The following is a 22294-nucleotide window of genomic DNA, read 5'->3' on the forward strand; positions in this document are numbered from 1 at the left end:
ATAGAATGAATACCAATGTTTTTTTCAAAGCCTGCAATTATCGCAACAAATGTAAGTTTTTTTAAAAATATAAAATGGGTTTACGTGAACTGGGAATCCAATTTGGTAGGGGAGGGAGATTAATAAGATACGGCTTCCCCAAGTCCGGCATACAAATAATCACGGCCAAAATAATCCTGTAAAATTTTAAACGCCAGGTGGCCGGTGCAATGAGCTGGGGCAACTTTGTGGACCTGCAAATCATTCTTGATAAGTGAAGCAAGCTTGATGGTTTGTTCTCTATTGAACGGAATCATGTGAAATCCACCATACACCAATTCAATTTTATCGCCGGTAAATTCTTTGGTTTGTTTGATAATGTTCTCGATGCCTGAATGAGAACATCCTGCTATCAGCACTTGGCCCTTTGAAGTCTTGATAGAAAGAGAGAGTTCTGGTAGATTCGTGTTTTTACATGCGTCCCCATGCTGATCAAACTGACCTTCCACAAAACTTTTGCCGGGATAACAAGAAAAATAACCCATGTAAGGGGAATTCGTGGCAATGATTTGAAGACCCGGGAGGATTTCTTTTGAACTTTTTATGAATTCAATATTCGCCTTCCAAAATCGGCCGGATTGGTTAATGGAGAATTTTGTAGGACCACCATTGAAATACCGTAAGTGTTCAGGAAGAGAATCCTTCACCATAGGCTCTTGTCCTGTTGCGTCAAATGGCACGGGCGCTCCCCAAAAGATATCATAAGGGAAATAGATTTTAACTTTCGGATTTATTTTTAATAAATAATCCAGCCCATTAAGGTGATCAAAGTGACCATGTGAAACAATTACGATGTCTACTTTTTTTAAATCGATGCCCAGTTGTTTGGTATTGTTCTTAAAAATATCCGCATTACTGCCTGCATCAAACAAAATGGTCTTTCCCTGATATTTTGTAATGCATGAAAACCCAAAATCCTTTGTCAATAATGCATTTTTTCCAAAGGCATCATACAGGTTTACAAGGATTCCTTCCCGGATCTTAAGTTGTTGAGAAAATAGCGGAATCTGAATACATACAAGCAGAATCGACAGAATCCAAAGTGGGTTACTAATTTGTTTCATACGCTTTTAATAAAGCTGGTACATTACAAAGTTAGACATTCAAAATGAAAAATGCAAGTGAATTTGTATCCTATTTTTTAGGACTCAATTAAATTGAAATGGTGGAATGAATATTTAATTTGGATCAGCCTCGGGTTGGGCTGGCTTCAATTTTTGAATAGATGACTTTATTTGTTCGTTAAGCTCTTTGCTTCTTGTAGAAATTTGGTCCATCACTTTATTCAACTGATTGAGTTCTCGTTTGGAAATTTGATAGACTTTAATTATTTTGTTAAGATGTTTAAGCATGGTTTGAGTATCGTGCCATTGGCCGATCAATTCCGGTAAGTTTGAGTAAAGAGGTAATATGCCTTCCTTGTCAGTTTGATCTATTAATTTTAAATTGTAGGAATAAGTTTTAATTAATTTTCTCAATTTGTGAAGGTCAGCTATGTCCTCCACCCCAAGAGCCGCTAATTTATTGATCTGTTGACTTTTCTTGCGCAGGTACTTTTCAACTTTTTGTTCATCAATTTTCTTAATGGACTTTTTTAATTCATTAATAGTTTTTTTCTGTTTTTCAATCAGGGAACCTTTAATCAATTCAGAAAATGCTGCATGGTGCTTTGCTTTTTGTTCCTTTAATATTAATTTGTAGGCTGTAAAATTGCTCGGTGAATAGTGTTTTTTCATCTGACTTTCCTCCAACTGTAGTTCTCTGATTTTACCTGCACTTTCAAATATTTTATGAAATGGTTTTAGTGCTTTGTTGGGTTTAAATTTCTTATCAAAATGACCAATGAGGTCTATGAGTGCGCGAAGTTTTTTGATCTCTATCCTGAGCTGGTGATAGTAGGTCTGGGTATTTGTTTTTTGAGCCTTTGAAAATAGAAGTCCAATGGCCGAGGAATGCTTGTCGAGGTATTTCTTGATCTTTTCCATGGAAACAAATATAAGAAATATTTATATCTCAGATTCAGTATCCTGTATTAATGGTAGAATGGAATGTCGGTTAAATTGGGCTTTCCCGGACTCATTGGGTTAAAAGGCGCTCTAAATTCTTAAAGGGACCAGCCTATTGGTCTGAAATTGCCTTAAACTTGCTTATTTGGCATATTGCATGGTCAACCCGGTGTCTCCGGTGATCTTTACCTTAGCTCTTGCGGTATCTCCGGAGGTGTTGCGGATGATAAGAGCACAATTTTTACGGCCGGACACTTTGACTGTTTGATTGGGATATACCTTGGTTATGGAAGGCTGTTCAACTTGTAAGGAGGTTTGTTGGACTTCCAGAGGATTTTTTGAATTGTTTGTCAGCTTTAATTTAAAAGGCGCATGTTCATTTTTTCCAAGAATGAAACTGTCTTCAGGATTGATGTAAAGATTGGATTTTATGTGTGCACACGATTTTAGGATCAACATCAGACATAGAACGTTTACTATTTTTAGCATAAGCTAATTTTAATTGGCATTAAATATTTGGATCCGAAAATATAGTAACCGATGTAGCAAACAATCATTTGGGTTTTTAGTTGCCAAGAAAGATAGCAATTATTTGCGTTTAATTGTAGAATAATGCAAAGTGGCTAAAAAATATTTAGCAGATAATTGAATTCCATAAAGCATTATTAATCGGGTTTACGTGAAAAATGAATCATTTAACAATTAAGGATTGTCTTTTGATTAGGTAATGGAATATTGTAGTTCAAAACACATTTTGTTCAAATAATCAGGATTACTTGATGGAGGATAAATGGAGTTCACTTTTTTTATGCACTAAGTCATCCCTTAATGATAAATATATTGAAGATCCATTGTATTGGTTTGCCTCAATACAAATTCTATCACCATATTCATTATACAAGATTAACATTTGGCAAGTTTTCGAATCTAGATGGAATGGATCTTCACATTTGGATATATATTTATTAAATATTTCACGTGCATACAAATAATCTAAGATCTCTTTTACCGGTTTCGAATATATTTCAATTTTTTTTATTTTAAAATTAATGGGAATTTCATTTGACATATCTTGACTACTTTTAATTATTCGAGAAACGCAAAGCTGTTGCGTTTCAAGTTCTGGCATAGTGTATAAGTGTATTATTTTAAATTGAACATAAGTGCCGTCATTTAAGAATAAGGTTATAGATGCAGGGCTAAAAATGTAAATTTCTCGATTGCCTTCTTTGCGTTCATTTTCATTAAATAAAAAGGATTCAATTTTACAATTTATTAATGATTGAAGCAATAATATTTCATTTGAGTCAAATTCCTGATGAATAGATATTTTCATATTTTAATTCTAATTTTGAATGAAATTCCATTGACTATAATTTCGATTGTAGGGCCACCAAACGACTTATCAATTGGATAGTACTTTAAAACAAGGCCAGGAATATCCCATACCACGTAAGTTTCATTTTTTTAAAGAATTTTTGACTATGCATGGTTAAGAAAAAAACTTACTTTGACCTTATTTTATCTTTTTGAATGGGGGAGTAGTCTTTCATGGTCTTTCCATTTACAATCAATTCTTCAAAATAACACTTTATACCGATCGCTCGAGTCATGTTCTCTTCATTCTGGATATGAAAATGCAAATGAGCCTCTGAGGAATTTCCTGAATTTCCGCATAACCCAAGCAGTTCACCTTTTTTTACAGTCTGACCTTCTTTTACCCGAATGGAATGCTGTTTGAAATGTGCAAAGAATAAAAATTCATTTTCTCCTGACTTTATGACCACCGTATTTCCGGGAATGTAAATGGGGTTTAATTCACCTGGAGTATTGTCTTTTATACCATCTACAACCATGACCACTTTGCCGGCACAAGGGGCAATCAATTCCTTCCCGAAGGCATAATAATCCTCGTTTTTTTCTCCATCATTTCTAAATGACTTTCCATCTTGATCAGTTATGACCATGTCGAATGCATTTTTTTGTGCAAGGTGTTCGACATGATAGTTTAATTCCTTGGTATCTCCTCCCCAAATTACGGTCCATTCTTCTTTGAATGGCAAACTTAATTTGGTGAAATTTCGTGTGTTGGAAATGGCTGGTTTAGCTTGGTATGGTTTTATGTAGAATCCATTAATTTTGGAATCTTCACTGAGCGTCACATTAAGAAGAAATACCCCCTTATCAAATTTTGTTTCATAGGAAGCGGTACCACCCTGATCAATGTCTATAAATTTACATTCCTGAATTTTTCCGGCCTGAGCATGCAATCCTGCAAAAAATGCTTTGGTTTTCTCTAATGGCAAGGCCTTTTGCATATCAGGAGCTAACATGCTAAAGATAGATTCGAATTGATCATTGTTGTAATTTTGTACAAATGCTTTGAGTACACTCTTGTAATGATCTGGTTCAACTTGCGCAGGGGTAAATGACATCATGAACGTAATTGTAATAAGGACATATAGGACTAACTTCATTGCAATATGATTTATTTATTGTTTTGATTTCCCGACAAACTTAATTCATTTTCCCTTGCTGGCGCAAGTTTTCAACTTGTGCCATGTCGATTACCCTTTGCTGGCGCAAGTTTCCAACTTATGCCATAACGTTTTCCCCTTTGCTGGCGCAAGTTTCCAACTTATGCCATACCAGAAAATTCAAGATCTACTTCTATTTAACCATTTCTCCACCTCTGGAGCAACGTATTCATTCATTTCTTTTAATAAAGCATCAAGATCTTCGTTGATCAATAACATTTTTTGATTCGATTCCTTCAAAAATCCACTGGAGACCATATGTTGGACTAAGTTAATCAAGGTATTGTAATATCCATGGATATTATACAATGCAACAGGTTTTTTATGAAGTCCAAGCTGTCCCCATGTCAGCATTTCGAATAATTCATCCAAGGTGCCATAGCCTCCCGGCAATGCAATTACCCCATCGCAGAGTTCATTCATTTTGTATTTTCTTTCATGCATACTTTTGACAAGAATAAGTTCGCTAAGTCCTTCATGTGCAAGTTCTTTATCAACCAGAAATTCCGGAATTACACCAACAACCTTTCCACCTTCGCTCAATGCTCCGTTGGCAACTGCACCCATGAGTCCGGCATTGGAACCGCCATAGATCATATCAATTTCCAGATGAGCCAATTTCTTGCCTAAATTAAATGCTTGTTCGTAATAATAATCTTTACTTACGCTACTTGATCCACAAAAAACGGCAATGCTTTTCATTTTCATAATTGAATGAATTTGTAAGAATGGTGGTGGATCCCAAATTTTTTAAAATTCTTCAAAGATTTATCCATTGTCGGTATTAAATTGTATGATCTATTGTCTGAGTTTGGGTGAGTTTTCAAAGTCTTACCCCAACGCTACATCCAGCCACATCATGATTGCAAATCCAATCATCGCACCAATGGTTGAAAGGTCTGTTTCGTTTCCTGTTTGTGACTCCGGGATTAATTCTTCTACCACCACAAAAATCATCGCACCGGCTGCAAATGACAAGGCGTATGGAAGCAGCGGAGTAACTGAAATTACCAGATAGGCACCAATAACTCCTGCGATGGGTTCTACTACACCGGACAGCTGGCCATAAAAAAATGATTTTCTTCTGGAGAAGCCCTCCCTCCTCAACGGAATGGATACCGCAGCGCCTTCAGGAAAATTCTGCAACCCAATTCCAATTGCCAACGCTACTGCTCCTGCGAGTACTTCTGCGTCGGGATGAATGGCGAGTGAGCCGAAAGCGACTCCTACAGCAAGTCCTTCGGGAATATTATGGAGCGTGATGGCAAGTATCAACAGCACGCTTCTTTGCCACGATGTTTTAATACCTTCTGCGGCTTCGATCGAATGTCTGTTGTGTAAGTGGGGAGAATGCGATCAATGATCCATATAAATGCTCCCCCTGCTAAAAATCCAACCACGGCAGGTATCCATGCCTGACCGGGATTCTTTGCTTCTTCCATTTCTATTGCAGGATTCAACAAAGACCAAAAACTTGCAGCGATCATTACACCGGCAGCAAAACCCAACATTAAGTTGAGTATATTTTTGTGAATGACTTTAAAGAAAAAAACCAATGAAGCCCCTGCAGCAGTTACCACCCATGTAAAAATAGTGGCAAAAACGCAAGCAGAACCGGGTTGTATCCAAGTAGCCATTCTATGTTCATCCTATGATTAATTTTTTGATGGTTGAGTCAAATTCCATAAAATATTATCCTTTGATGGTCTTGAAAAGATTTATAATTTACATGTAGCGCGGACCAAAATTAGTAAATAGTTCAACATGGCATCACTCAATGAAAACTAATTGCAGGTTGTTAAAATTATATATATTGCAATTCGGTTACCACTTTCCTGCATAACTCAAATGTTCATCCGACTGCTCCCTCAGAAAATCAAATTTTAATTTTATAATCTGACGAATGTGAAGATAATCATGGGCAAGCCAATTGGTCAACATCATTTTGGCAGTCATCTTACCTAATTTTGGATGATGATGTATGTTTTCCCAATTCGGTGACGGAAGTGATTGCAACCAATTAATTGAACTTTCACGTTCAAATACAAATTTATTGATCATGGTTTCATAATCCTGACTTATATAATCTCTCTCCTGAACCCAGGCAGGCGGATTGATGGAAGGTAAAATGGAAGCAGGATTTTCCAGTATATGCTTTGTGCGATATCTGAAATCTTCACGTTCCTCATCATAGAGGTGACAAATAATTTCAAGCAGGCACCATTTGTCTGAGTGCATCTTCCATAGATATAATTCCTTTGAAATTCCACTCAACAGATCTTTGAAAATGTCTTTGTTTTTCGAAAGCTCATATAAGATGTGTGAATTTTCCATTAGTTTGAATTTGGATTTGAATAAGTTGTTAATCGATATTTTTCCGGTATTAAATTTAATCGGCATACTGTTAAATAGTGCGATCTGAAATTGATTTCTATGAGTGTTTTCCAGTATTTGCGACATCATGCCGACCTCTACTCTGATAATCGGGTTAATTACATATCCAAGACCCAGATAAATCCGGTCTCTGTCAAAACTAGGTGAGTTGGTTTTAATAAATATTTCATTACTTGCTGAAAGATAAAGAGTATTTTTTATGAGCGTAGAGTGATTTAAAGGCAATTGAATGGAAAGTGCATAGCGTAAGCGAATGTGGAAATCTCCGGGTATAAATCGTTCTTCTATTCTGTATCGGTGTTGAATGGCGAAGGGTGTGAAGTTTTGTCTGGTTAGGAATTGTTGGTAGATTCGATGTTCCTCAGAACTCAATTTTACATCGGATTTGTCAAAATAGTTTTCTGAGTATACATAGGCATAACCCATTAAAACATTGTTATTGTTTTCTGACAGATTGTACCCAACGCCAGTGCGGATTAAAAACTGCTGAAGATCACCAACAAAATTATAATTTCTGTATTGCACTTCATTCCATACATTCCATTTATTGTTTAATGGCTGATTTCCAAAATAGATCAACCAATTTCCGGTTTTTGAACTTTGGGCAAAAGCCATTTTATTTGATAGAATAATTACAAATATTATAAAAAACCTCATGATTATTTTCATCCGCTTAAAGATTGATTCTTTAAAAAATGTTCAAAATAAAATTTGAGAAATAACAAACTAAATGAGCATTTGTTAAAAAAATCAATTCGAATATCCTGATTTTATTTGTACTTTATCATTTGGCTGAATAAAGGAGACCTATTACCTTTTTAAGGAAGGGATTAGATTTTTAGCTAGGTTTGGTCATGAAGTTAATATTTGTTTTGATTGCTGGGTAGTTTTAAAACGGTGAATCAAAGAGATCAGGCTTGAAGCGAGTATCGCACCTGTAAAGGCATAAAAGACATCTTTCTGTGCATCCCAGACATCACCCTGAGTCCCAAGATAGGCAGCCCCTTGTTCAGTAAAGAATATGTCTGCAACAGCCCATTCTATAAGTTCATAAATACCTCCGATGGAAAGTGAAATTTCAATCGGCGTGATCCAGGAGGCTGATTTGGGATATTTCAGCCATTGTATGAATAATTCTCGAATAGGGTAGGCCAACAAAAAACCAAAACTAAAATGCACAATCCGATCATATTGATTTCTGGAAGTGTGCAATAAATCTTGAAGATAAAACCCAAGAGGATTTTCAGCATAAGTGTATTTTGAACCATATACATGCATACAGAGATAAATGCAAATGAAGAGATATGTCAAGTCACTGAATTGATATTTTTTAAAAGTGCTCATTAAAAAGATGAGCGACAAAATTGTTAAGGTGTTTTCCAAAAACCAATTGTTTAGGTCAGTCGTACCTAGATAGGTGTTGATCCAAACAAGAGCAAAAACAATGATGAACAACCACAACCACTTGTTGGATGAAAATGGTATTCTTTCCTTTGAGGTATCAACAGTGAATTTCATATAAAATATTTAAGCAAATACTCAATAATGGGTTTGTTTTTTAGGATCGGTTGGTTCTTGAGGATGGTAAATATACATATTTTAAGCATATCATTTCATTGCTGGCGCAAGTTTTATCCTTTGCTGGCGCAAGTTTGCAACTTGTGCTATAATCTACCTTTGCTGGCGCAAGTTTTGAAATTGTGACATATAGTATTTTAATAGCAAAACAAAAGACTTAATTATTTAAAACTTAGTATGCTATCAGTTGTACATGATTTATATACTGGTTCGGGTATAATGCAGTTGGACCAATCCTGACTCAAAAGTGATGGACTTATTAAGTTTTAATTTTAGTCCCGTCCCGGAATCCTTAAATAAGCGTTTGCCGCTTCCAAGAAGTACCGGTATGATGGATATGTAGAATTCATCCACCTGATTAATTTGAAGCAATTCATGGATGATTTCGGCACCGCCATCACAATAGATATTTTTGCCCTCCTTCGACTTTAATTTTTCAATCAATGATTGTAAATCCTCATTGTAAAATATTATGTTGCCTTGATCGGGTCTTTTTGTTCTGGTAATAATATAGGATTCTTTATCCTGATGCGGAAAGTTATGTACCAAGGAAATAATTTTATCATAAGTTTTACGTCCGACAATTACAGTATCTACCGTCTTGATGAATTCATGGTAACCATAATCTTCTCCTTCTTTTTCAACCATGGATAGAAATTCGATGTCACCATTTTCTTTTGCAATAAATCCATCTAAACTCATCGCGATGTACACTATTACATTTCTGCCTGAATTATTTTGTTCCATAATATTTAAATTATTTTTCTTTTTTCCTCTGTTGCCGCTCTTACTGGCGCAAGTTTGCAACTTGTGTCATATCTTAACTCTAATTTCTAACTTGTGCCATATCATCATCTTCCCTTTGCTGGCGCAAGTTTGCAACTTGTGCCTCATCAAATAGCTTTTTCCCTTGCTGGCGCAAGTTTGCAACTTGTGCCACATCGCCCTTTGCTGGCGCAAGTTTGCAACTTGTGCCATATCGTTCCAACTTGTGCCATATCATTATCTTCCAATAAAAACATATCCAACTAAATTGGCAGGAACGTCTAGAATTTCAATTTCTATGAGTCCACTTTGACCACAATAGTTGGATGCGCTACTGTATAAATATTGTTCGGCTAGTGAAACAATTCCAGCTTCAACCGGATTGTTATGTAAATAGACAAGCTTTTGAGAAATTACTTTTGGACTAAATATTTCAATTGGATGATTGTCCTGTTGCCAGAATTGAAATTTTTTATTGTTAGAATTATTTCTACCTGCATTAGATAAAATATTTAGCATCCATTCTTTTCTACTTTCATGCGGATTGCTAATAATTGATTCCAATAACTTCTTAGAAGTATATTTTTTTAGGTCGCGTAGAATGTCAGAATGTTTTCCTTTTTCATTACTGGAAAAAATGAGATGAACGTGGTTGGTCATCAGGCACCAGGCATGAATAATCATTCCTTTATTTTTTTGGCAATATTTCAGGCTATCAATAAATATATCTTTGTATTCTTGTCTTGTGAATACATCGACCCAATCAACAGTAGCGAAACTCACAAAATATATTCCTTCAGGGTCTAAGAATTTATACTTCGTACTCATTTGACAAAGATATTATTTTACATTTATATTGTTCTCTGCTGGCGGAAGTTTCCAACTTGTGCCAAATATCATCCTTTGCTGGCGCAAGTTTGCAACTTGTCCCTGATCAAATAGCTTCTTCAGTTAACCTAAAAGAGAACTTATTTAATATCCGGAAGTCTGGTAATATCTTCTATGTGCACAAGGGTTAATTTCCAGGTTTCATCTGGCTGTTTACTCCAAACCAGACTGTAATTGCCCCTTTCTTTAAGGACTGGTCCTCCGGGGGGTGTAAGGTCAAGTGTATAGGTTCCCCCATCGTAGGCGATGGTGGAAGTGGTCTCTCGAATGAGAGAAGTGGTTTTGATGTTACTTAAGACTTTTATTCCTCCGCTGATCCAATTTTGAGCGATTGAGTCAAGGCCATGGTGGATAATAGAGTCATTCATTACGATGGCGTGGGAAGCGATTGTATGGGCAATGGCTGCAGAATCCTTCGCATTCCATCCCGCAAGGAAAAGATTGTTTAATGAATCCAGGTTGACATTTTTACAAAAAGGTCGTCCGCAGTCGAAGGGATCTTGCTTTTGATGGCAGCTGGTCAAAAGTATACCAATACAAAGGATACACACATTTCTCATTTTGATTTGTATTATTTTAGATCATGTAACAATTCGGGGTATTGAGTCCCCCGACACTTCTTTCAAAAATAATACAATGTTTTGATATCTCGCATTAAAATATTCTAACCCAGAATTTTAATAACTATTTTGGGTTTAATGCATGAAAGTAATGAAAAAAAATAATTCCAACAGCTGTGCAATTTAGTTATGCGGCATGTAAAGTGAAGTATTAAAGTTATTAATTCTCTTTTTTATCCGATATTTCCAGGATGACTTTTTAATCAATCTGGCAAACTTCCTTAAGGTTCGATTATAATTTTTTGCGTAGCTTTTTCATAGTCTGTTTCCACTACAAGGAGGCAGCCACCTTCCTTAACTTGGGCATCCATTCTTCTCTCATAACTATGGTCACCAGGAGGCATATTTGGAAATATTTTGGTCTCTATGATTCTACCTTGAATGGAGTAAATTGAAATTTTCACATCGGCGGATTTTTTCAAATGATATTTTAGTATAAAATTTCCATCGTTGGGATTAGGATACGCCATGAGTTTTAAACTCCCATAGCTTTGCTCATTGATTTCATGTATCCTTGTACTTGAATTTCTGATTAATTTCACTTTGAATATCTGGCTGCTGGCTGTGCTTTCCACTCCGTCATTCACCCAGAAAATATTTGCAGCAGAGCTGCTGATTCCTCCATAGAGGTAGCCTAAATCAATTGTGTCGTTGATGATTTCATCTAATTTTATGACCCCATTATCGTACACGGCTATTTTTTCATTAAGGATGAATTCCGAACCTGCGCCCAATAGAGCTGGCATTTCAGTGGGTAGTTTGTATTCTGCCATAACACCCCTGGAATCTCTTGTTACCCTCGCAATTGTTTTTACAAAAGGCACATTATTGTCCTGAACTAAAATCCCTGCACTGTCATAATACTGTGCAATACCTCCAAAAAAAAGAGTGTGCATCTCATTTTTCAATTTAGAATAAATAGGAACATGGGCACAATGGTAATGATTGTAATATTGTGAAAAATCATTGTTCACTTGATAACCTTGACTGTCAATGTTGACGCAATTTAAATAGGGAAGATCGAATCCGGTTTGAAAAACTCCTGAAAAAGCGGTGAGACCCTCTTCTCCATTGGGCAGTATTTGTGCAGTGACGTTGTAATCTCTTCGGTGAAGATTTGCAGCATCAGTGAAAGAAGCCAGAGCCTGGACAACTAGATTGGTTCCGTCATCATCCAATTTAAACTTCCTGATTTGATTGGTGTAATCCTGTGTAAATCCCGGGCCATGTGTAGGTCCCATAGGATTGTATCTGCCAATAAATTTTTGACCTCCTACCAGATAATAGTTGTCGTATATTTTTTCCAAATGCCCTCCCGTAACTTGAAACAATGGATTAGAAATTTGACGAACAAATTGCTTAAACTCAGAATGTTTAATGATTGCATTGATCGTTGCTGGAACATCAATCGCTGTTAGGGTGCCAAAGGTGGTGTGATCACCTTCCATATCGCTGAAGCCATAACCTCCCACGACATAGAGAGTATTCCCCTCCTGATAAAATTCCATGTTGGTGGACTTAAGTTGTTCCTGAATTGCGGATGGTAAAGAACTTATTGAAGATGTCCAGGTCTGAAGATTGACTGGGTCAACCACGATCAACTGTGTATTGTGTCCTGCAAGATCAAATGCAGCAAATGGTTGACGACGGTGAAGACCATCCAATCGTCCCCCTACAATCAACCATTTTCCTTCATGTTGGCCAAAAGCAAAGGACTGAAGTCCTCCTAGCTCTGCAATGTTCACTGGTTCTAAAATTATGTTGAACGGAGCGCTTTGTGTAAATACACTCCCCCAAGTCAGCCACAATAAAACAATAATTAAAAATCGGCATTTTAATTTCATGTAAGACATTTTTATAGGCCGAAGTTATCCACAATAAATTTCAACTTTAGTAACATTTGTTACAATATGATTTTTCTTGTATCCAATATATTAAGGCTGGAACGCAAACATGGAAGAATTGAAAAAAGGAGTTTTATTTACAGAAGGTCAGTTATTTTCAAAATTAAAATGAAAGTTTTTCTTGAAAATGAACATCCATTATTATTGTAATATTTTATTCAGCATTCACCATTTTTAAAATCATTATTTAATTTCCAATGCAGTGATGGTATTTTGCGTTCTTGGTTCAAAGTACCCTACTACTACTTTTCCATTGGCCTGAACAATTTCAGGAGTAATGAAGAATGAAAATTTTTCAAATCGATCATGGTCATCTGTTATCTTGAGTTCGCCTGGAAGATCTCCTGTTGTCACCACATTCGCCTGGCTCAGTATTCCCGTTATTTTATTAAATGATTTAGCTGCGACTTCAGATTCCGCTTCTGACAAAAGGGATTTCCCATCCAATTTTAAGTCAAGCAAGGCGTTTTCGGACTTGGTGGTATATGCAAACGCAACGTATTTACCCGTTGAGTTTATCAGTGTTTGTAAATCAACTGATTTAATTTCTTCCACATTCAGACTATAGGAATTAGAAAAACCCTTCTCCGGAAAATCGATGGTGATGGTAAAAAATGGATAACCGGAGTCTTCCACATTCTTCAGCAATCCCATTGCTTGAATAGTTGGATGGTCTGTTACAGATGGGAGCGATACTTCAGGAAAACTATCTTTTAATACCACCTCTTTAGCAGATGTGTCACTTTTAGAATTGCAGGAAATGAAGATAGTGTTCAAGCAAATAAAGCCCAACAGGAGCAAAAATGAAAAACGCAGTGAAAACATGTTGATAAATTTTAGTGACAATAAATTAAATGGGCAAGTAAGTTTTTAATTGGAGGAATTAAAAATTTTACTTTTCAAATTAGTGTAAAATTGGTCATTAATTTCATTCAAATCTATAACTTCATTAATACCCCACCGCCCCGCCATCAGGACTGGAAGAATCTGCAGCACCTATGTAAATTTTTAAAGCCGGATTATAAGTGATGCCCATTAAGGATCCGAGTATGTCCACTTCTTGCAATTTATGTCCCATTAGTTGAAGTGATTTTCTGGTGTCCGGAGACAAAAGATGTTTTTCATAGTAAATCACGTCGGGTAGCCATTGATGGTGAATTTTCATGGCCTCAATGGCCTGGTCAATTTGCATGTCATAAGAGAGCACATTCAAGATCGTTTGAAATACTGTATTAATGATGGTTCTTCCTCCGGGACTACCAATTAATAGAAACGGTTTGCCATCCTTAGCTACAATAGTGGGTGTCATACTCGAGAGCATTCTTTTTTCAGGTGCAATAATATTTGCAGCAGATCCAATTTGACCTTGTGAGTTGGTAACTCCCGGGACAGGATTAAAATCTCCCATCTCGTTGTTGAAAATAAAGCCAAGTTTATTGGAACCCATTTTTGAGCCATAGCTATCCTCCAGGGTGTAGGTCAGCGATACTGCGTTTCCATCTTTGTCCACCACAGAAAAGTGAGTGGTATTATTTCCATCATAAGTTTGACCAAATGTGGAAGAGTCACTTTTGGAAGCTGAATTCATATCAATTTGTCTGAAACGGTTTTTAGCAAATTCTTTTGAAGTCAATTTTTCAATCGGCATGTTGCTGTTGAAATCCGGATCACCTAAGTGTTGTGCACGATCTGCAAATGTTCGGCGCATCACTTCAGTCAACAAGTGAACATATCCTGTTGAGTTAAATTCAAGCTCTTTCAGATTTGCACATTCCATCATGTTCAACATTTCTACCAAGGCAACTCCTCCCGAACTCGGAGGAGGCATTGAATAAATGTCATATCCTTTGTAGCTTCCTTTTATTGGTTTGCGTTCTATGGCCTGATATTTTTCAAGATCTTTTTTGGTGAGAATGCCACCATTTTGTATCATGAATTGCTCAATCTCTTCTGCAACTGCACCCTTGTAAAATCCATCCTGACCTTTATCCCTGATAAGTGTCAGGGTTTTGGCAAGTGCCGGTTGTTTCCATAATTCTCCGGGTCTGGTGAGTACGTCTTTTGAGTTTTTAAAATAGTTTTGTATAAATGACTTTGAAGAAGATTCTCTGGACAACCATTGTGCTTCCTGATATAAACTCCAGGTCATAGGAAACCCTTTTTGAGCGAGGTCTATGGAGGGTTGTATTAAAACAGACCAGGGCAACTTTCCATATTTTCGGTGTGCAAGAAAAAGTCCGGCTACAGTACCCGGGACTCCAATGGCTTTTATGCTGTTGTGATTGAGATCTTCTATCAGTTTGCCTTCATTGTCAAGAAACATATTGGCAGTTGCTGCTAGAGGTGCCTTTTCCCGAAAGTCAATGGTGGTGACCGCACCTGATGAATTCATGTAAACTAAAAATCCACCACCTCCAATATTTCCTGCAGCAGGGTGGGTGACCGCCAGCGCAAAAGCAGTCGCAATACTTGCATCAATGGCATTCCCTCCTTTTTGCAAAATTTCAATCCCTGTCTGTGAAGCAAGTTTATTGGAGGTAACAACCATCCCATGTTCGCCATAAACTTGCGCAGAAAGCTGAGAAAAACAAAAACAGATTGTTAAAATCCAGAAAATTTTTGCAGCCTTATACTCCATGTTATACTTTTTTTATAAAAAAACTCATCACTTTTTGGATCGACTTATCCAGCCAACCAGCTAATGATTTTTTTTGCTGAAAATTTAATGTAAAAGCTTACCATCATGTAAGCAGATAAATTTTATTCTTTGAAGGTTCGTGGCACACTTGGATCTGTGATGATGATGTAATCTCCCAGGTGTTTGTGTTGACTCCAATCTATATTCGGAAATGAATCATCAGTCCCTGTTGAAATGATAAGAGATTTTGCCTTTGGATGATATTTTTTTAATTGCGTCACGATGGCAAACCCTTCATCACTGTGAAAACGACCGTTGACCTGCATCACTTTCTTATGCTTGTTCTTTTTCAAGTAATTTGCAATGGAATAGGCCATCGTTGCATCCCAAAGTGACTGTCCCAAAATTAAATTAAATCCGCCCATTTGCATGACTGGAGGAGCTTTCTTAGTGGTATCTGTGGTGGCTGCAGGAGCGTGTGCCGTCAAGGCCATCAGCTTGTCATAATATTTTCCGGAGGCGGTATCATAGGGCAAGGGTGCAAAAAATCTTTTGGATTCATCGGAAAGAGCCATCAGTGCTTGTTGACCTTTTCGGCCGGCAAGATTAGTGTAGCGGCTTGGAGCGTTGGCACAAATCACATCCAGTCCATTGGTTTTGGAAAACTCAACCATGGGTTTGTAATCTCTGTAATTGCTCCATACCCTTGCATCTTTTGTAAAGTTCTTCTCCCGTATTCCCCCTTTGAGATATTCGTTCATGACAGTCTGTACATCTCTGTCAAACATTTCCATTGAAAGGGCGGTGTTGTTTGAGAATTTCTGATGCATGGTTTCCAGCATCTTGTTTTCCAGATAATGAGCCACTGAATCATTGTGCTCTTCCCCAAAAAAAAGTACCTGGTAATTTTGCATGTCTTCGGCAATGTCTTTCAAGGTGACTTCCTTGCTAAGTTTTACAGAATATATCCGATAATTATTTTCTGAAATTTGTCCAAATATCGGTGTGGCAGAAAATAAAATGAAAAGCAGAGAAACATTTTGGAAAAGGCGCAATGCGCTTAATTTAATTGGATGATTGATCATACTTGGATTTAAATTGTTTTTGGTAAATGATTAAAATGATATTTTTTAATACAGTAATTCGCTTTAAGCAAAATAAAATATATTCAATCCTGCAAGTTCAAATTGCCAAATAAACTATCTGATGGCAATAGAACTCCTTTGATAGGATAACTTACTTGATTCAAATATTTATTCGCTTTAAGTGTATTAAAGGTTTAAAATTAGTGCTTCCTGAATAGATTCACCTCCAAGGACTCCAATTATATTTTGGGATTAAGCTCAGGTAATACCTGAATCCAGCCTCAAACTTGCTGTGCAGCCTGGCTATTGAAGGATTAAACTACTGAAAAACCCTTAACCCGATTCAAGCTTTGTATAACATTCCCAACCATCTCTTTAACCAGAATTCTCATCTTTTGTTGTTTTTTAGGATGGGATATTAAAAACATATTACAATAAATTATATATGAAAAACAGCTGTAATGAGTCTCTGATGTTAAATTTCTGCAAGAATTACCGTGTAGTTTTTACCATACGCTTTAGCACATGACGGACAAGTGGTGTAAAAGAAATACAATTTTTTCATCACCTTGTTTCGGGCGATTACGAATTTTTTCATTTCTACAATCCAATCTTCCATCTTGCTGTAAGGGCCTTCGAACACTTTGGATAAAAAATTTCCGGAAATTCTGGCCATTTCTGATTGGGGCACTTCCTTGGTGACGGAAATGTAAACCTCACTACCCCATAGGGAATTTTCATCCGAAAGCATAAGTGGTACCTCCACCTTTGCACCCGCCTGTTCAATTTTTTCCATATTCCTTTTCATCACTTTTCCATAATTAATTGGAATATGAAAAAAACTGATTACGTGATCCTTCACAAATAATTTGTCAACAAAATTAACCTCTTTCTCATCCCATGGTTCCGGGTTGAATCTTTTGCAACAACCGGTCTCTTCTGATTCACTTAAAATTTTCATATTGGAATATTTAAAATGGATACATCGGCTAAGATGAGAATTCATTTTTATTTTATGAATGACAATTGTTATCAGGGAGTATGACAAGCAACACTTCTAATTATTGTCGATCTTTAATTATTTATTTCCGTATTTCTTTTGCAAGTATTGGATGGAAGCTCTCATAAGACCTTCCAGTTTCAACAAGTCTATATCCGATAATTTATTTACATAAATACAGGCTTTCCCCATTTTGAATTTTCCAAGGCCATTTAATAAATGATTGTGTTCCTCCAGACCTGTGAAAACATAGAGCGATATGGCAGCTTTACGCGGTGAAAATCCAATCAGGGGCGCAATTCCTTCATGCCCGCTGTCATATTTGTAATGATAATTGCCAAATCCAATGATGCTGGGTCCCCACATTTTAGCTTCAAACCCGGAAACATTTTCCATGAGCTTGATCAAGCTTAAACTATCCTTTTGCTTTTGTTCAGTTTCAGCAAATGAATGAATAAATTCAAGCACATTCTGATCGGTTTCTACAGTTCTGTTTTTTGCCATTTTATTGAATATTCATTTTTATAGTCTCACATGCTAACCAAATTTAATAGGTGGTAGTATATTTTTATAAACTTTCAATACCAGCCAACAAATTAAGGCAAAATTGACAATAACAGAGCTCGTTATTTAGTCCGTGAATAATCATGATTTATTTGTCAGACTATTGTTTACCAGGGGCGAAACCTTTGTTCCAATTAATTCAATTGCCTGCAAGAGCTTTTCGTGTGAGAGCCCTGCATCCATCTGAAAGGTAAATCTGGAAATCCCACCAAGAGCTTCACTGTGGCGAAGAATTTTAGCTGCCACTTCTTCCGGATTGCCTACCAGCAATGCGCCTAAAGGTCCGTTTTGGGCATCAAAACCCGTCCTGGTCACGGGAGGAAAACCACGTTCTTTTCCAATTTGGGTAAACATCTCTGCATAACCTGGATAGTAATTTGCAATGGCTTCGTCTGTTTGTTCAGCAACATATCCCAATGAATGTAATCCGACTTTTAACTGAACGGGATCATGACCTGCTTTTTGTCCGGCCTGTTTGTATAAATCAATTAATGGTCTGAACCGATGGGTCTCCCCACCAATGATGGCAACCATCAGCGGCAATCCAAGTTGCCCCGCGCGCACAAAAGAAGCAGGAGTTCCTCCCACACCGAGCCAAATCGGAAGCTTTTCTTGCAACGGACGAGGATAGATTGGTTGATGCTGAAGCGGCGGTCGAAATTTTCCTGACCAGGTAATAAATTCCTGATCGCGTATTTTTAACAGGAGATCTAGTTTCTCCGTAAACAAGGCATCGTAATCATTCAAATTCAAACCAAAAAGTGGAAAGGACTCTATGAAAGACCCTCGACCTGCAACTATTTCGGCTCTTCCGTTCGAGATTAAATCCAAAGTGGCGAAATTTTGAAAAACCCTTACCGGATCAGCTGCACTAAGTACAGTTACTGCACTGGTTAATCGGATTCTTGAAGTGCGGGATGCCGCCGCAGCTAAAATCATGGATGAGGCGGAATCCAAAAATTCTTTCCGATAATGTTCTCCCATTCCAAATATTTCCAGCCCAACTTGATCCGCAAATTCAATTCGTTCGATAAGTTCATTAAGTAATTTTGCAGGATTTGCTTTTGCTTGAGAGGGAGCAGCTGCAAAACTGTCTATGCCAATTTCCATTTCTTAAATTTTGGATTATCTCCAATCAAACCAATGAACATTCAAATGGTTGGAAGTCCTGTAGAATAATCTTCATCAAGAATGAAGGCTATTCTTCTATAAGCATACCCATTTTACCCATTTGATAATCTCGCATAGCCATTAAAATCTCTGTTTCCGAATTCATGACAAAAGGTCCTTGCTGAACTACTTTTTCATTCAGCGGCGCACCGGATAATAAAATATATTGCGAGGCGGTTTTGGAAAAAATTTCTATTTCGCCTGGACTCTGGTCAAATACCAATAAGTTTTCCGCATCCACAATGCCATAACCTCCTATCCGTACAATTCCATGTACGATGTACAATATGGTATTGAATTCTTCTGATGTGTTGATGATTTGATTTCCATCATATAAAGCGTCGCTCCAAATGATTAATAAATCATGAGCAGTAGGTGCCATAGAATGTATATCCTTATGTTTTCCTGCAATTAATTTATTCGTGACCAATTGATCTTCAGAATGGAAAGTAGGTATTTTGTCTGCGGGAAAGTAATGATAGCTTGGTTGCTTCATTTTATTCGAAGCAGGTGTATTGATCCATAACTGGATGATTTCCTGTTGACCGTTATGCTCTGTTAATTCTTGTGAAGGACGTTCACTGTGGATAATTCCCGCACCGGCATTCAACCATTGGACATCTCCTTTGCGTGCAATTTGACTATTGCCCCGACTGTCCCGGTGATGAACTTCCCCATCCACCACAAAGGTAACCGGTGAAAATCCCCTATGTGGATGAGGACCTATTCCCTGATGAAGAGCAGGCGCAAGATTTGTGAAACTAAACTTTCCATGATGCAGCAATAAAAAAGGATCTACCTGCACCACATGCGGATTGGGTAAAGCCTGTTTGATCAATGTTCCGCCCATGTCTACATCTACGGAAGGAAGCAGATATTTCACTTTTTTGTGTACCATTTAGGAAAGAATTATAGAGAAGATTAGAAAGTAATTATTAGAGGAAAACCAATACGAAGTACCTCAAGACTGAACTGAACAAATGCACACAAAAATAGTGAATCCTTAAAGAATGTTTGTTAAAATTAGGTGTGAAATAATTTGATGCATAGATGTTATTATTGAATTAGATATGTTTGGAAAGAAAATATAAATTGAAATATTTTTTCAAGGAGCTAAAAAAAAATGACATTAAGTTTAACGTTTATGAAATTAAGAATTAAAAATTTGTTCTATTAAATTCCAATTCCATAAAACGGAAATACCATATAGGTTTAATCTTTTTATATATGGGCCATAGTCCATTCTGATCTAGTGATTTTCATCCAGTCACAGCAAATGTCCTCCCACATAAATTTCTCTATAAATTTCAAACCACATTTTTCCAGGACTTTGCGGGATGCGACATTTTCTTCATGTACCATGCCGATGATTTCTGAAAGATCCAGTTTGTTAAATCCATAATCCAATGCAGCCATGGCAGCTTCCGTGGCAAATCCTTTGCCCCAGTATTGTGGAAGTATGCGATAACCCACATCGTAGAAACAGGTGTGATTATTTTCATAATCGGTGATGAATTTTAGACCACTCCAACCAATAAAATTACCGGTATTCTTCTCTATTGCCGCCCAACGCCCAATGCCATGATCATTATATTGTAGACGGATGGATCGTATAACCTTTCTGATTTCTTCTATATGTTTAACAGGTGTATTTCCTAGATATTTATGAACCAAAGAATTTGAATCTAATTCAAAGAGAGAATGCTCATCCGTTGGCAATATCTCTCTGTAAACAAGCCGATTTGATTCTGTATAAATTTTCATGATATTTTTTCGATTCTGCAGATTTGACGCATAGTAAAGATTAAATTTATTTCTGGGCCAAGTCTAAGGTAAGCAGATAAATTTTCTGTCTGTCAAAACTCATGGAATTATTTTTCTAAAAGTTACGCTAATGGAAACCACCTTTCAATTAACAGCAAATGGAGAAAACTAAAATTGCACTACTGATGGAATCATACAACCGCGAAGATCAGGTATGTACATTTATTGGATCACCCGGTTTAGTTGCTGCGGATGCAGATAAAATTAAGCAACTGGCATCGAAGCTTTCAAAACCAAATAGAAATATGGTATTCCGTTCTTTACACAACAGAGGAGCTGCAGGTATATTTAACGAAGGGATTTCTGAGCTATGGAGGCTGCAAAGAGTGGTCAAAGGCCATGGCTATTTTCATTTTTATAACAGACCTGATGAAGATTGTCCTCCTGGAAAACAACTGCTCAAAAATCCGGAGCCCAGAATGCCTTCAGAACTCACCTATCACCAATACCATATTCTCAAAAACTACATGAATGCCCTGCATGCCGTGGATATTCCCATAGCCGGCGAGTTAAGGGAAATATATCGGGTAATGATGTCCGGAATAAAATTTTTAAAGCCATCATCAGTGGTATTTTCTTCTGTGGTGACTGGGTATTTATCTCCATAAGCGCCATAATTAATGGTAGAATAAGCCCACCAAATTGCATCCTCTGCGGTAAGAATGTTACTCTCCGGGTCGTGTTCTACCTGTAGAATTGCGAAGGAGGAAAATATAATCTTAAAAGTAGCCACTATGGCAGCAGTTCCAAGGGCACTGTTGGATCTTTTTTGATAAACATGGTTTACCAGATGATGGACGGATTTAAACGCTCTCAGGATTCGAAGCAATCTGATTAATCGGAAGGCTCTCCCGGTCCTCAATACATCTACTGCAGGAATACTTGCAAGAAGATCTATCCAGCCCCACTTCATATACGACAACTTGCTTTTGGCCTTATAAAACCGATAGGAAAAATCAAATAAAAATATCAGGCAAATCATATGATCCAGAAGGTGCAATATTTTGGATATTTCCGGCGGTAATCTTAACATGGTGTCCAGCATCAAAGCAACCAACACATAGATGGACAACAGGATAATCAGGATGTTTAGGAAGCCTAATTTCTCTGTTTTTTCCATTTGTTCTGTTTCCATAAAATTTGAATTAAGTTTTAAACCATGTTAACCAATTTGAATAAGTCAATAAATCATGGTCAAAGGTTTATTGTAAAAATAGTGCTGATTTTATTCTTCCGGCACTTTTGAATGAGGGGAAAATGAATGAAAAGCAATAGGCCAAAC

General features: G+C 37.0%; 22 protein-coding genes and 1 pseudogene. All 23 read right to left on the reverse strand.

The annotated features are described in order from the left end of the window. Positions 1–119: 119 nt before the first annotated feature. The 23 genes and pseudogenes from IPJ83_05250 to IPJ83_05360 all read right to left on the reverse strand — a co-directional run bounded on the left by IPJ83_05250 (position 120) and on the right by IPJ83_05360 (position 22147). Positions 120–1103 carry an MBL fold metallo-hydrolase gene (locus IPJ83_05250; GenBank protein MBK7879948.1) on the reverse strand — a complete coding sequence of 328 codons (984 nt, stop codon included), beginning with the start codon at positions 1101–1103 and terminating at the stop codon, positions 120–122. A gap of 114 nt (positions 1104–1217) precedes the next feature. After that, a complete protein-coding gene (locus IPJ83_05255) occupies positions 1218–2024 on the reverse strand; it encodes a CHAD domain-containing protein (GenBank protein ID MBK7879949.1) in 807 nt (268 codons plus the stop codon). A gap of 162 nt (positions 2025–2186) precedes the next feature. Then, on the reverse strand, positions 2187–2534 hold the full coding sequence (locus tag IPJ83_05260) for a hypothetical protein (GenBank protein ID MBK7879950.1): 348 nt from the start codon (positions 2532–2534) through the stop codon (positions 2187–2189). A 283-nt stretch (positions 2535–2817) separates the two neighbouring features. Further along, complete coding sequence (locus IPJ83_05265; GenBank protein MBK7879951.1) at positions 2818–3381, reverse strand: hypothetical protein; 564 nt, start codon at positions 3379–3381, stop codon at positions 2818–2820. Positions 3382–3550: 169 nt separating this feature from the next. Further along, entirely contained in the window at positions 3551–4522 is a 972-nt protein-coding gene (locus IPJ83_05270) for a peptidoglycan DD-metalloendopeptidase family protein (GenBank protein ID MBK7879952.1), read from the reverse strand. A 180-nt stretch (positions 4523–4702) separates the two neighbouring features. Continuing rightward, entirely contained in the window at positions 4703–5284 is a 582-nt protein-coding gene (locus IPJ83_05275; protein MBK7879953.1) for a TIGR00730 family Rossman fold protein, read from the reverse strand. 129 nt (positions 5285–5413) lie between these two features. Next, a pseudogene (locus IPJ83_05280) lies at positions 5414–6219 on the reverse strand (ZIP family metal transporter). A gap of 187 nt (positions 6220–6406) precedes the next feature. Then, positions 6407–7633, reverse strand: coding sequence for a DUF2490 domain-containing protein (locus IPJ83_05285; GenBank protein ID MBK7879954.1), 1227 nt, complete (start codon positions 7631–7633; stop codon positions 6407–6409). A gap of 195 nt (positions 7634–7828) precedes the next feature. Next, positions 7829–8494 (reverse strand): DUF2238 domain-containing protein, encoded by a 666-nt coding sequence (locus IPJ83_05290; protein ID MBK7879955.1) that lies wholly within the window; start codon positions 8492–8494, stop codon positions 7829–7831. 258 nt (positions 8495–8752) lie between these two features. Next, positions 8753–9301: a dihydrofolate reductase gene (locus tag IPJ83_05295; protein MBK7879956.1), complete on the reverse strand. Its 549-nt coding sequence runs from the start codon at positions 9299–9301 to the stop codon at positions 8753–8755. A gap of 79 nt (positions 9302–9380) precedes the next feature. After that, complete coding sequence (locus IPJ83_05300) at positions 9381–9557, reverse strand: hypothetical protein (GenBank protein MBK7879957.1); 177 nt, start codon at positions 9555–9557, stop codon at positions 9381–9383. Next, positions 9557–10147: a transposase gene (locus IPJ83_05305; GenBank protein ID MBK7879958.1), complete on the reverse strand. Its 591-nt coding sequence runs from the start codon at positions 10145–10147 to the stop codon at positions 9557–9559. The genes IPJ83_05300 and IPJ83_05305 overlap by 1 nt, the downstream gene beginning before the upstream one ends. Before the next feature lie 140 nt (positions 10148–10287). Then, positions 10288–10758 (reverse strand): nuclear transport factor 2 family protein, encoded by a 471-nt coding sequence (locus IPJ83_05310; GenBank protein ID MBK7879959.1) that lies wholly within the window; start codon positions 10756–10758, stop codon positions 10288–10290. Between the two features lie 290 nt (positions 10759–11048). Next, positions 11049–12671, reverse strand: coding sequence for a T9SS type A sorting domain-containing protein (locus IPJ83_05315; GenBank protein MBK7879960.1), 1623 nt, complete (start codon positions 12669–12671; stop codon positions 11049–11051). Between the two features lie 243 nt (positions 12672–12914). After that, positions 12915–13556 (reverse strand): hypothetical protein, encoded by a 642-nt coding sequence (locus IPJ83_05320; GenBank protein ID MBK7879961.1) that lies wholly within the window; start codon positions 13554–13556, stop codon positions 12915–12917. Between the two features lie 124 nt (positions 13557–13680). Then, positions 13681–15369, reverse strand: a complete 1689-nt coding sequence (gene ggt / locus IPJ83_05325) for a gamma-glutamyltransferase (GenBank protein MBK7879962.1) — start codon at positions 15367–15369, stop codon at positions 13681–13683. Positions 15370–15491: 122 nt separating this feature from the next. Then, positions 15492–16454: a ChaN family lipoprotein gene (locus IPJ83_05330; protein MBK7879963.1), complete on the reverse strand. Its 963-nt coding sequence runs from the start codon at positions 16452–16454 to the stop codon at positions 15492–15494. 475 nt (positions 16455–16929) lie between these two features. Next, the gene (locus tag IPJ83_05335; GenBank protein ID MBK7879964.1) at positions 16930–17415 is read right to left on the reverse strand and encodes a hypothetical protein; all 486 of its coding nucleotides are present in this window, start codon (positions 17413–17415) and stop codon (positions 16930–16932) included. A 117-nt stretch (positions 17416–17532) separates the two neighbouring features. Next, positions 17533–17958: a DUF1801 domain-containing protein gene (locus tag IPJ83_05340; protein MBK7879965.1), complete on the reverse strand. Its 426-nt coding sequence runs from the start codon at positions 17956–17958 to the stop codon at positions 17533–17535. A gap of 141 nt (positions 17959–18099) precedes the next feature. Then, positions 18100–19128 carry an LLM class flavin-dependent oxidoreductase gene (locus IPJ83_05345; protein MBK7879966.1) on the reverse strand — a complete coding sequence of 343 codons (1029 nt, stop codon included), beginning with the start codon at positions 19126–19128 and terminating at the stop codon, positions 18100–18102. Between the two features lie 88 nt (positions 19129–19216). After that, positions 19217–20086: a pirin family protein gene (locus IPJ83_05350; GenBank protein ID MBK7879967.1), complete on the reverse strand. Its 870-nt coding sequence runs from the start codon at positions 20084–20086 to the stop codon at positions 19217–19219. A gap of 323 nt (positions 20087–20409) precedes the next feature. Further along, positions 20410–20952, reverse strand: coding sequence for a GNAT family N-acetyltransferase (locus tag IPJ83_05355; GenBank protein ID MBK7879968.1), 543 nt, complete (start codon positions 20950–20952; stop codon positions 20410–20412). Positions 20953–21475: 523 nt separating this feature from the next. Then, positions 21476–22147 carry an ion transporter gene (locus IPJ83_05360; protein ID MBK7879969.1) on the reverse strand — a complete coding sequence of 224 codons (672 nt, stop codon included), beginning with the start codon at positions 22145–22147 and terminating at the stop codon, positions 21476–21478. Positions 22148–22294 lie beyond the last annotated feature (147 nt).

This window comes from Candidatus Vicinibacter proximus (assembly GCA_016713905.1).
GTDB classification, from domain to species: Bacteria; Bacteroidota; Bacteroidia; order Chitinophagales; family Saprospiraceae; genus Vicinibacter; species Vicinibacter proximus.

Excerpts from the sequence above, each read along its gene's own strand:
- IPJ83_05250 (MBK7879948.1), bottom strand. The coding sequence starts at position 1,103 with ATGAAACAAATTAGTAACCCACTTTGGATTCTGTCGATTCTGCTTGTA.
- IPJ83_05255 (MBK7879949.1), bottom strand. The coding sequence starts at position 2,024 with ATGGAAAAGATCAAGAAATACCTCGACAAGCATTCCTCGGCCATTGGA.
- IPJ83_05260 (MBK7879950.1), bottom strand. The coding sequence starts at position 2,534 with ATGCTAAAAATAGTAAACGTTCTATGTCTGATGTTGATCCTAAAATCG.
- IPJ83_05265 (MBK7879951.1), bottom strand. The coding sequence starts at position 3,381 with ATGAAAATATCTATTCATCAGGAATTTGACTCAAATGAAATATTATTG.
- IPJ83_05270 (MBK7879952.1), bottom strand. The coding sequence starts at position 4,522 with ATGAAGTTAGTCCTATATGTCCTTATTACAATTACGTTCATGATGTCA.
- IPJ83_05275 (MBK7879953.1), bottom strand. The coding sequence starts at position 5,284 with ATGAAAAGCATTGCCGTTTTTTGTGGATCAAGTAGCGTAAGTAAAGAT.
- IPJ83_05285 (MBK7879954.1), bottom strand. The coding sequence starts at position 7,633 with ATGAGGTTTTTTATAATATTTGTAATTATTCTATCAAATAAAATGGCT.
- IPJ83_05290 (MBK7879955.1), bottom strand. The coding sequence starts at position 8,494 with ATGAAATTCACTGTTGATACCTCAAAGGAAAGAATACCATTTTCATCC.
- IPJ83_05295 (MBK7879956.1), bottom strand. The coding sequence starts at position 9,301 with ATGGAACAAAATAATTCAGGCAGAAATGTAATAGTGTACATCGCGATG.
- IPJ83_05300 (MBK7879957.1), bottom strand. The coding sequence starts at position 9,557 with ATGATATGGCACAAGTTGGAACGATATGGCACAAGTTGCAAACTTGCG.
- IPJ83_05305 (MBK7879958.1), bottom strand. The coding sequence starts at position 10,147 with ATGAGTACGAAGTATAAATTCTTAGACCCTGAAGGAATATATTTTGTG.
- IPJ83_05315 (MBK7879960.1), bottom strand. The coding sequence starts at position 12,671 with ATGAAATTAAAATGCCGATTTTTAATTATTGTTTTATTGTGGCTGACT.
- IPJ83_05320 (MBK7879961.1), bottom strand. The coding sequence starts at position 13,556 with ATGTTTTCACTGCGTTTTTCATTTTTGCTCCTGTTGGGCTTTATTTGC.
- ggt (MBK7879962.1), bottom strand. The coding sequence starts at position 15,369 with ATGGAGTATAAGGCTGCAAAAATTTTCTGGATTTTAACAATCTGTTTT.
- IPJ83_05330 (MBK7879963.1), bottom strand. The coding sequence starts at position 16,454 with ATGATCAATCATCCAATTAAATTAAGCGCATTGCGCCTTTTCCAAAAT.
- IPJ83_05335 (MBK7879964.1), bottom strand. The coding sequence starts at position 17,415 with ATGAAAATTTTAAGTGAATCAGAAGAGACCGGTTGTTGCAAAAGATTC.
- IPJ83_05340 (MBK7879965.1), bottom strand. The coding sequence starts at position 17,958 with ATGGCAAAAAACAGAACTGTAGAAACCGATCAGAATGTGCTTGAATTT.
- IPJ83_05345 (MBK7879966.1), bottom strand. The coding sequence starts at position 19,128 with ATGGAAATTGGCATAGACAGTTTTGCAGCTGCTCCCTCTCAAGCAAAA.
- IPJ83_05350 (MBK7879967.1), bottom strand. The coding sequence starts at position 20,086 with ATGGTACACAAAAAAGTGAAATATCTGCTTCCTTCCGTAGATGTAGAC.
- IPJ83_05355 (MBK7879968.1), bottom strand. The coding sequence starts at position 20,952 with ATGAAAATTTATACAGAATCAAATCGGCTTGTTTACAGAGAGATATTG.
- IPJ83_05360 (MBK7879969.1), bottom strand. The coding sequence starts at position 22,147 with ATGGAAACAGAACAAATGGAAAAAACAGAGAAATTAGGCTTCCTAAAC.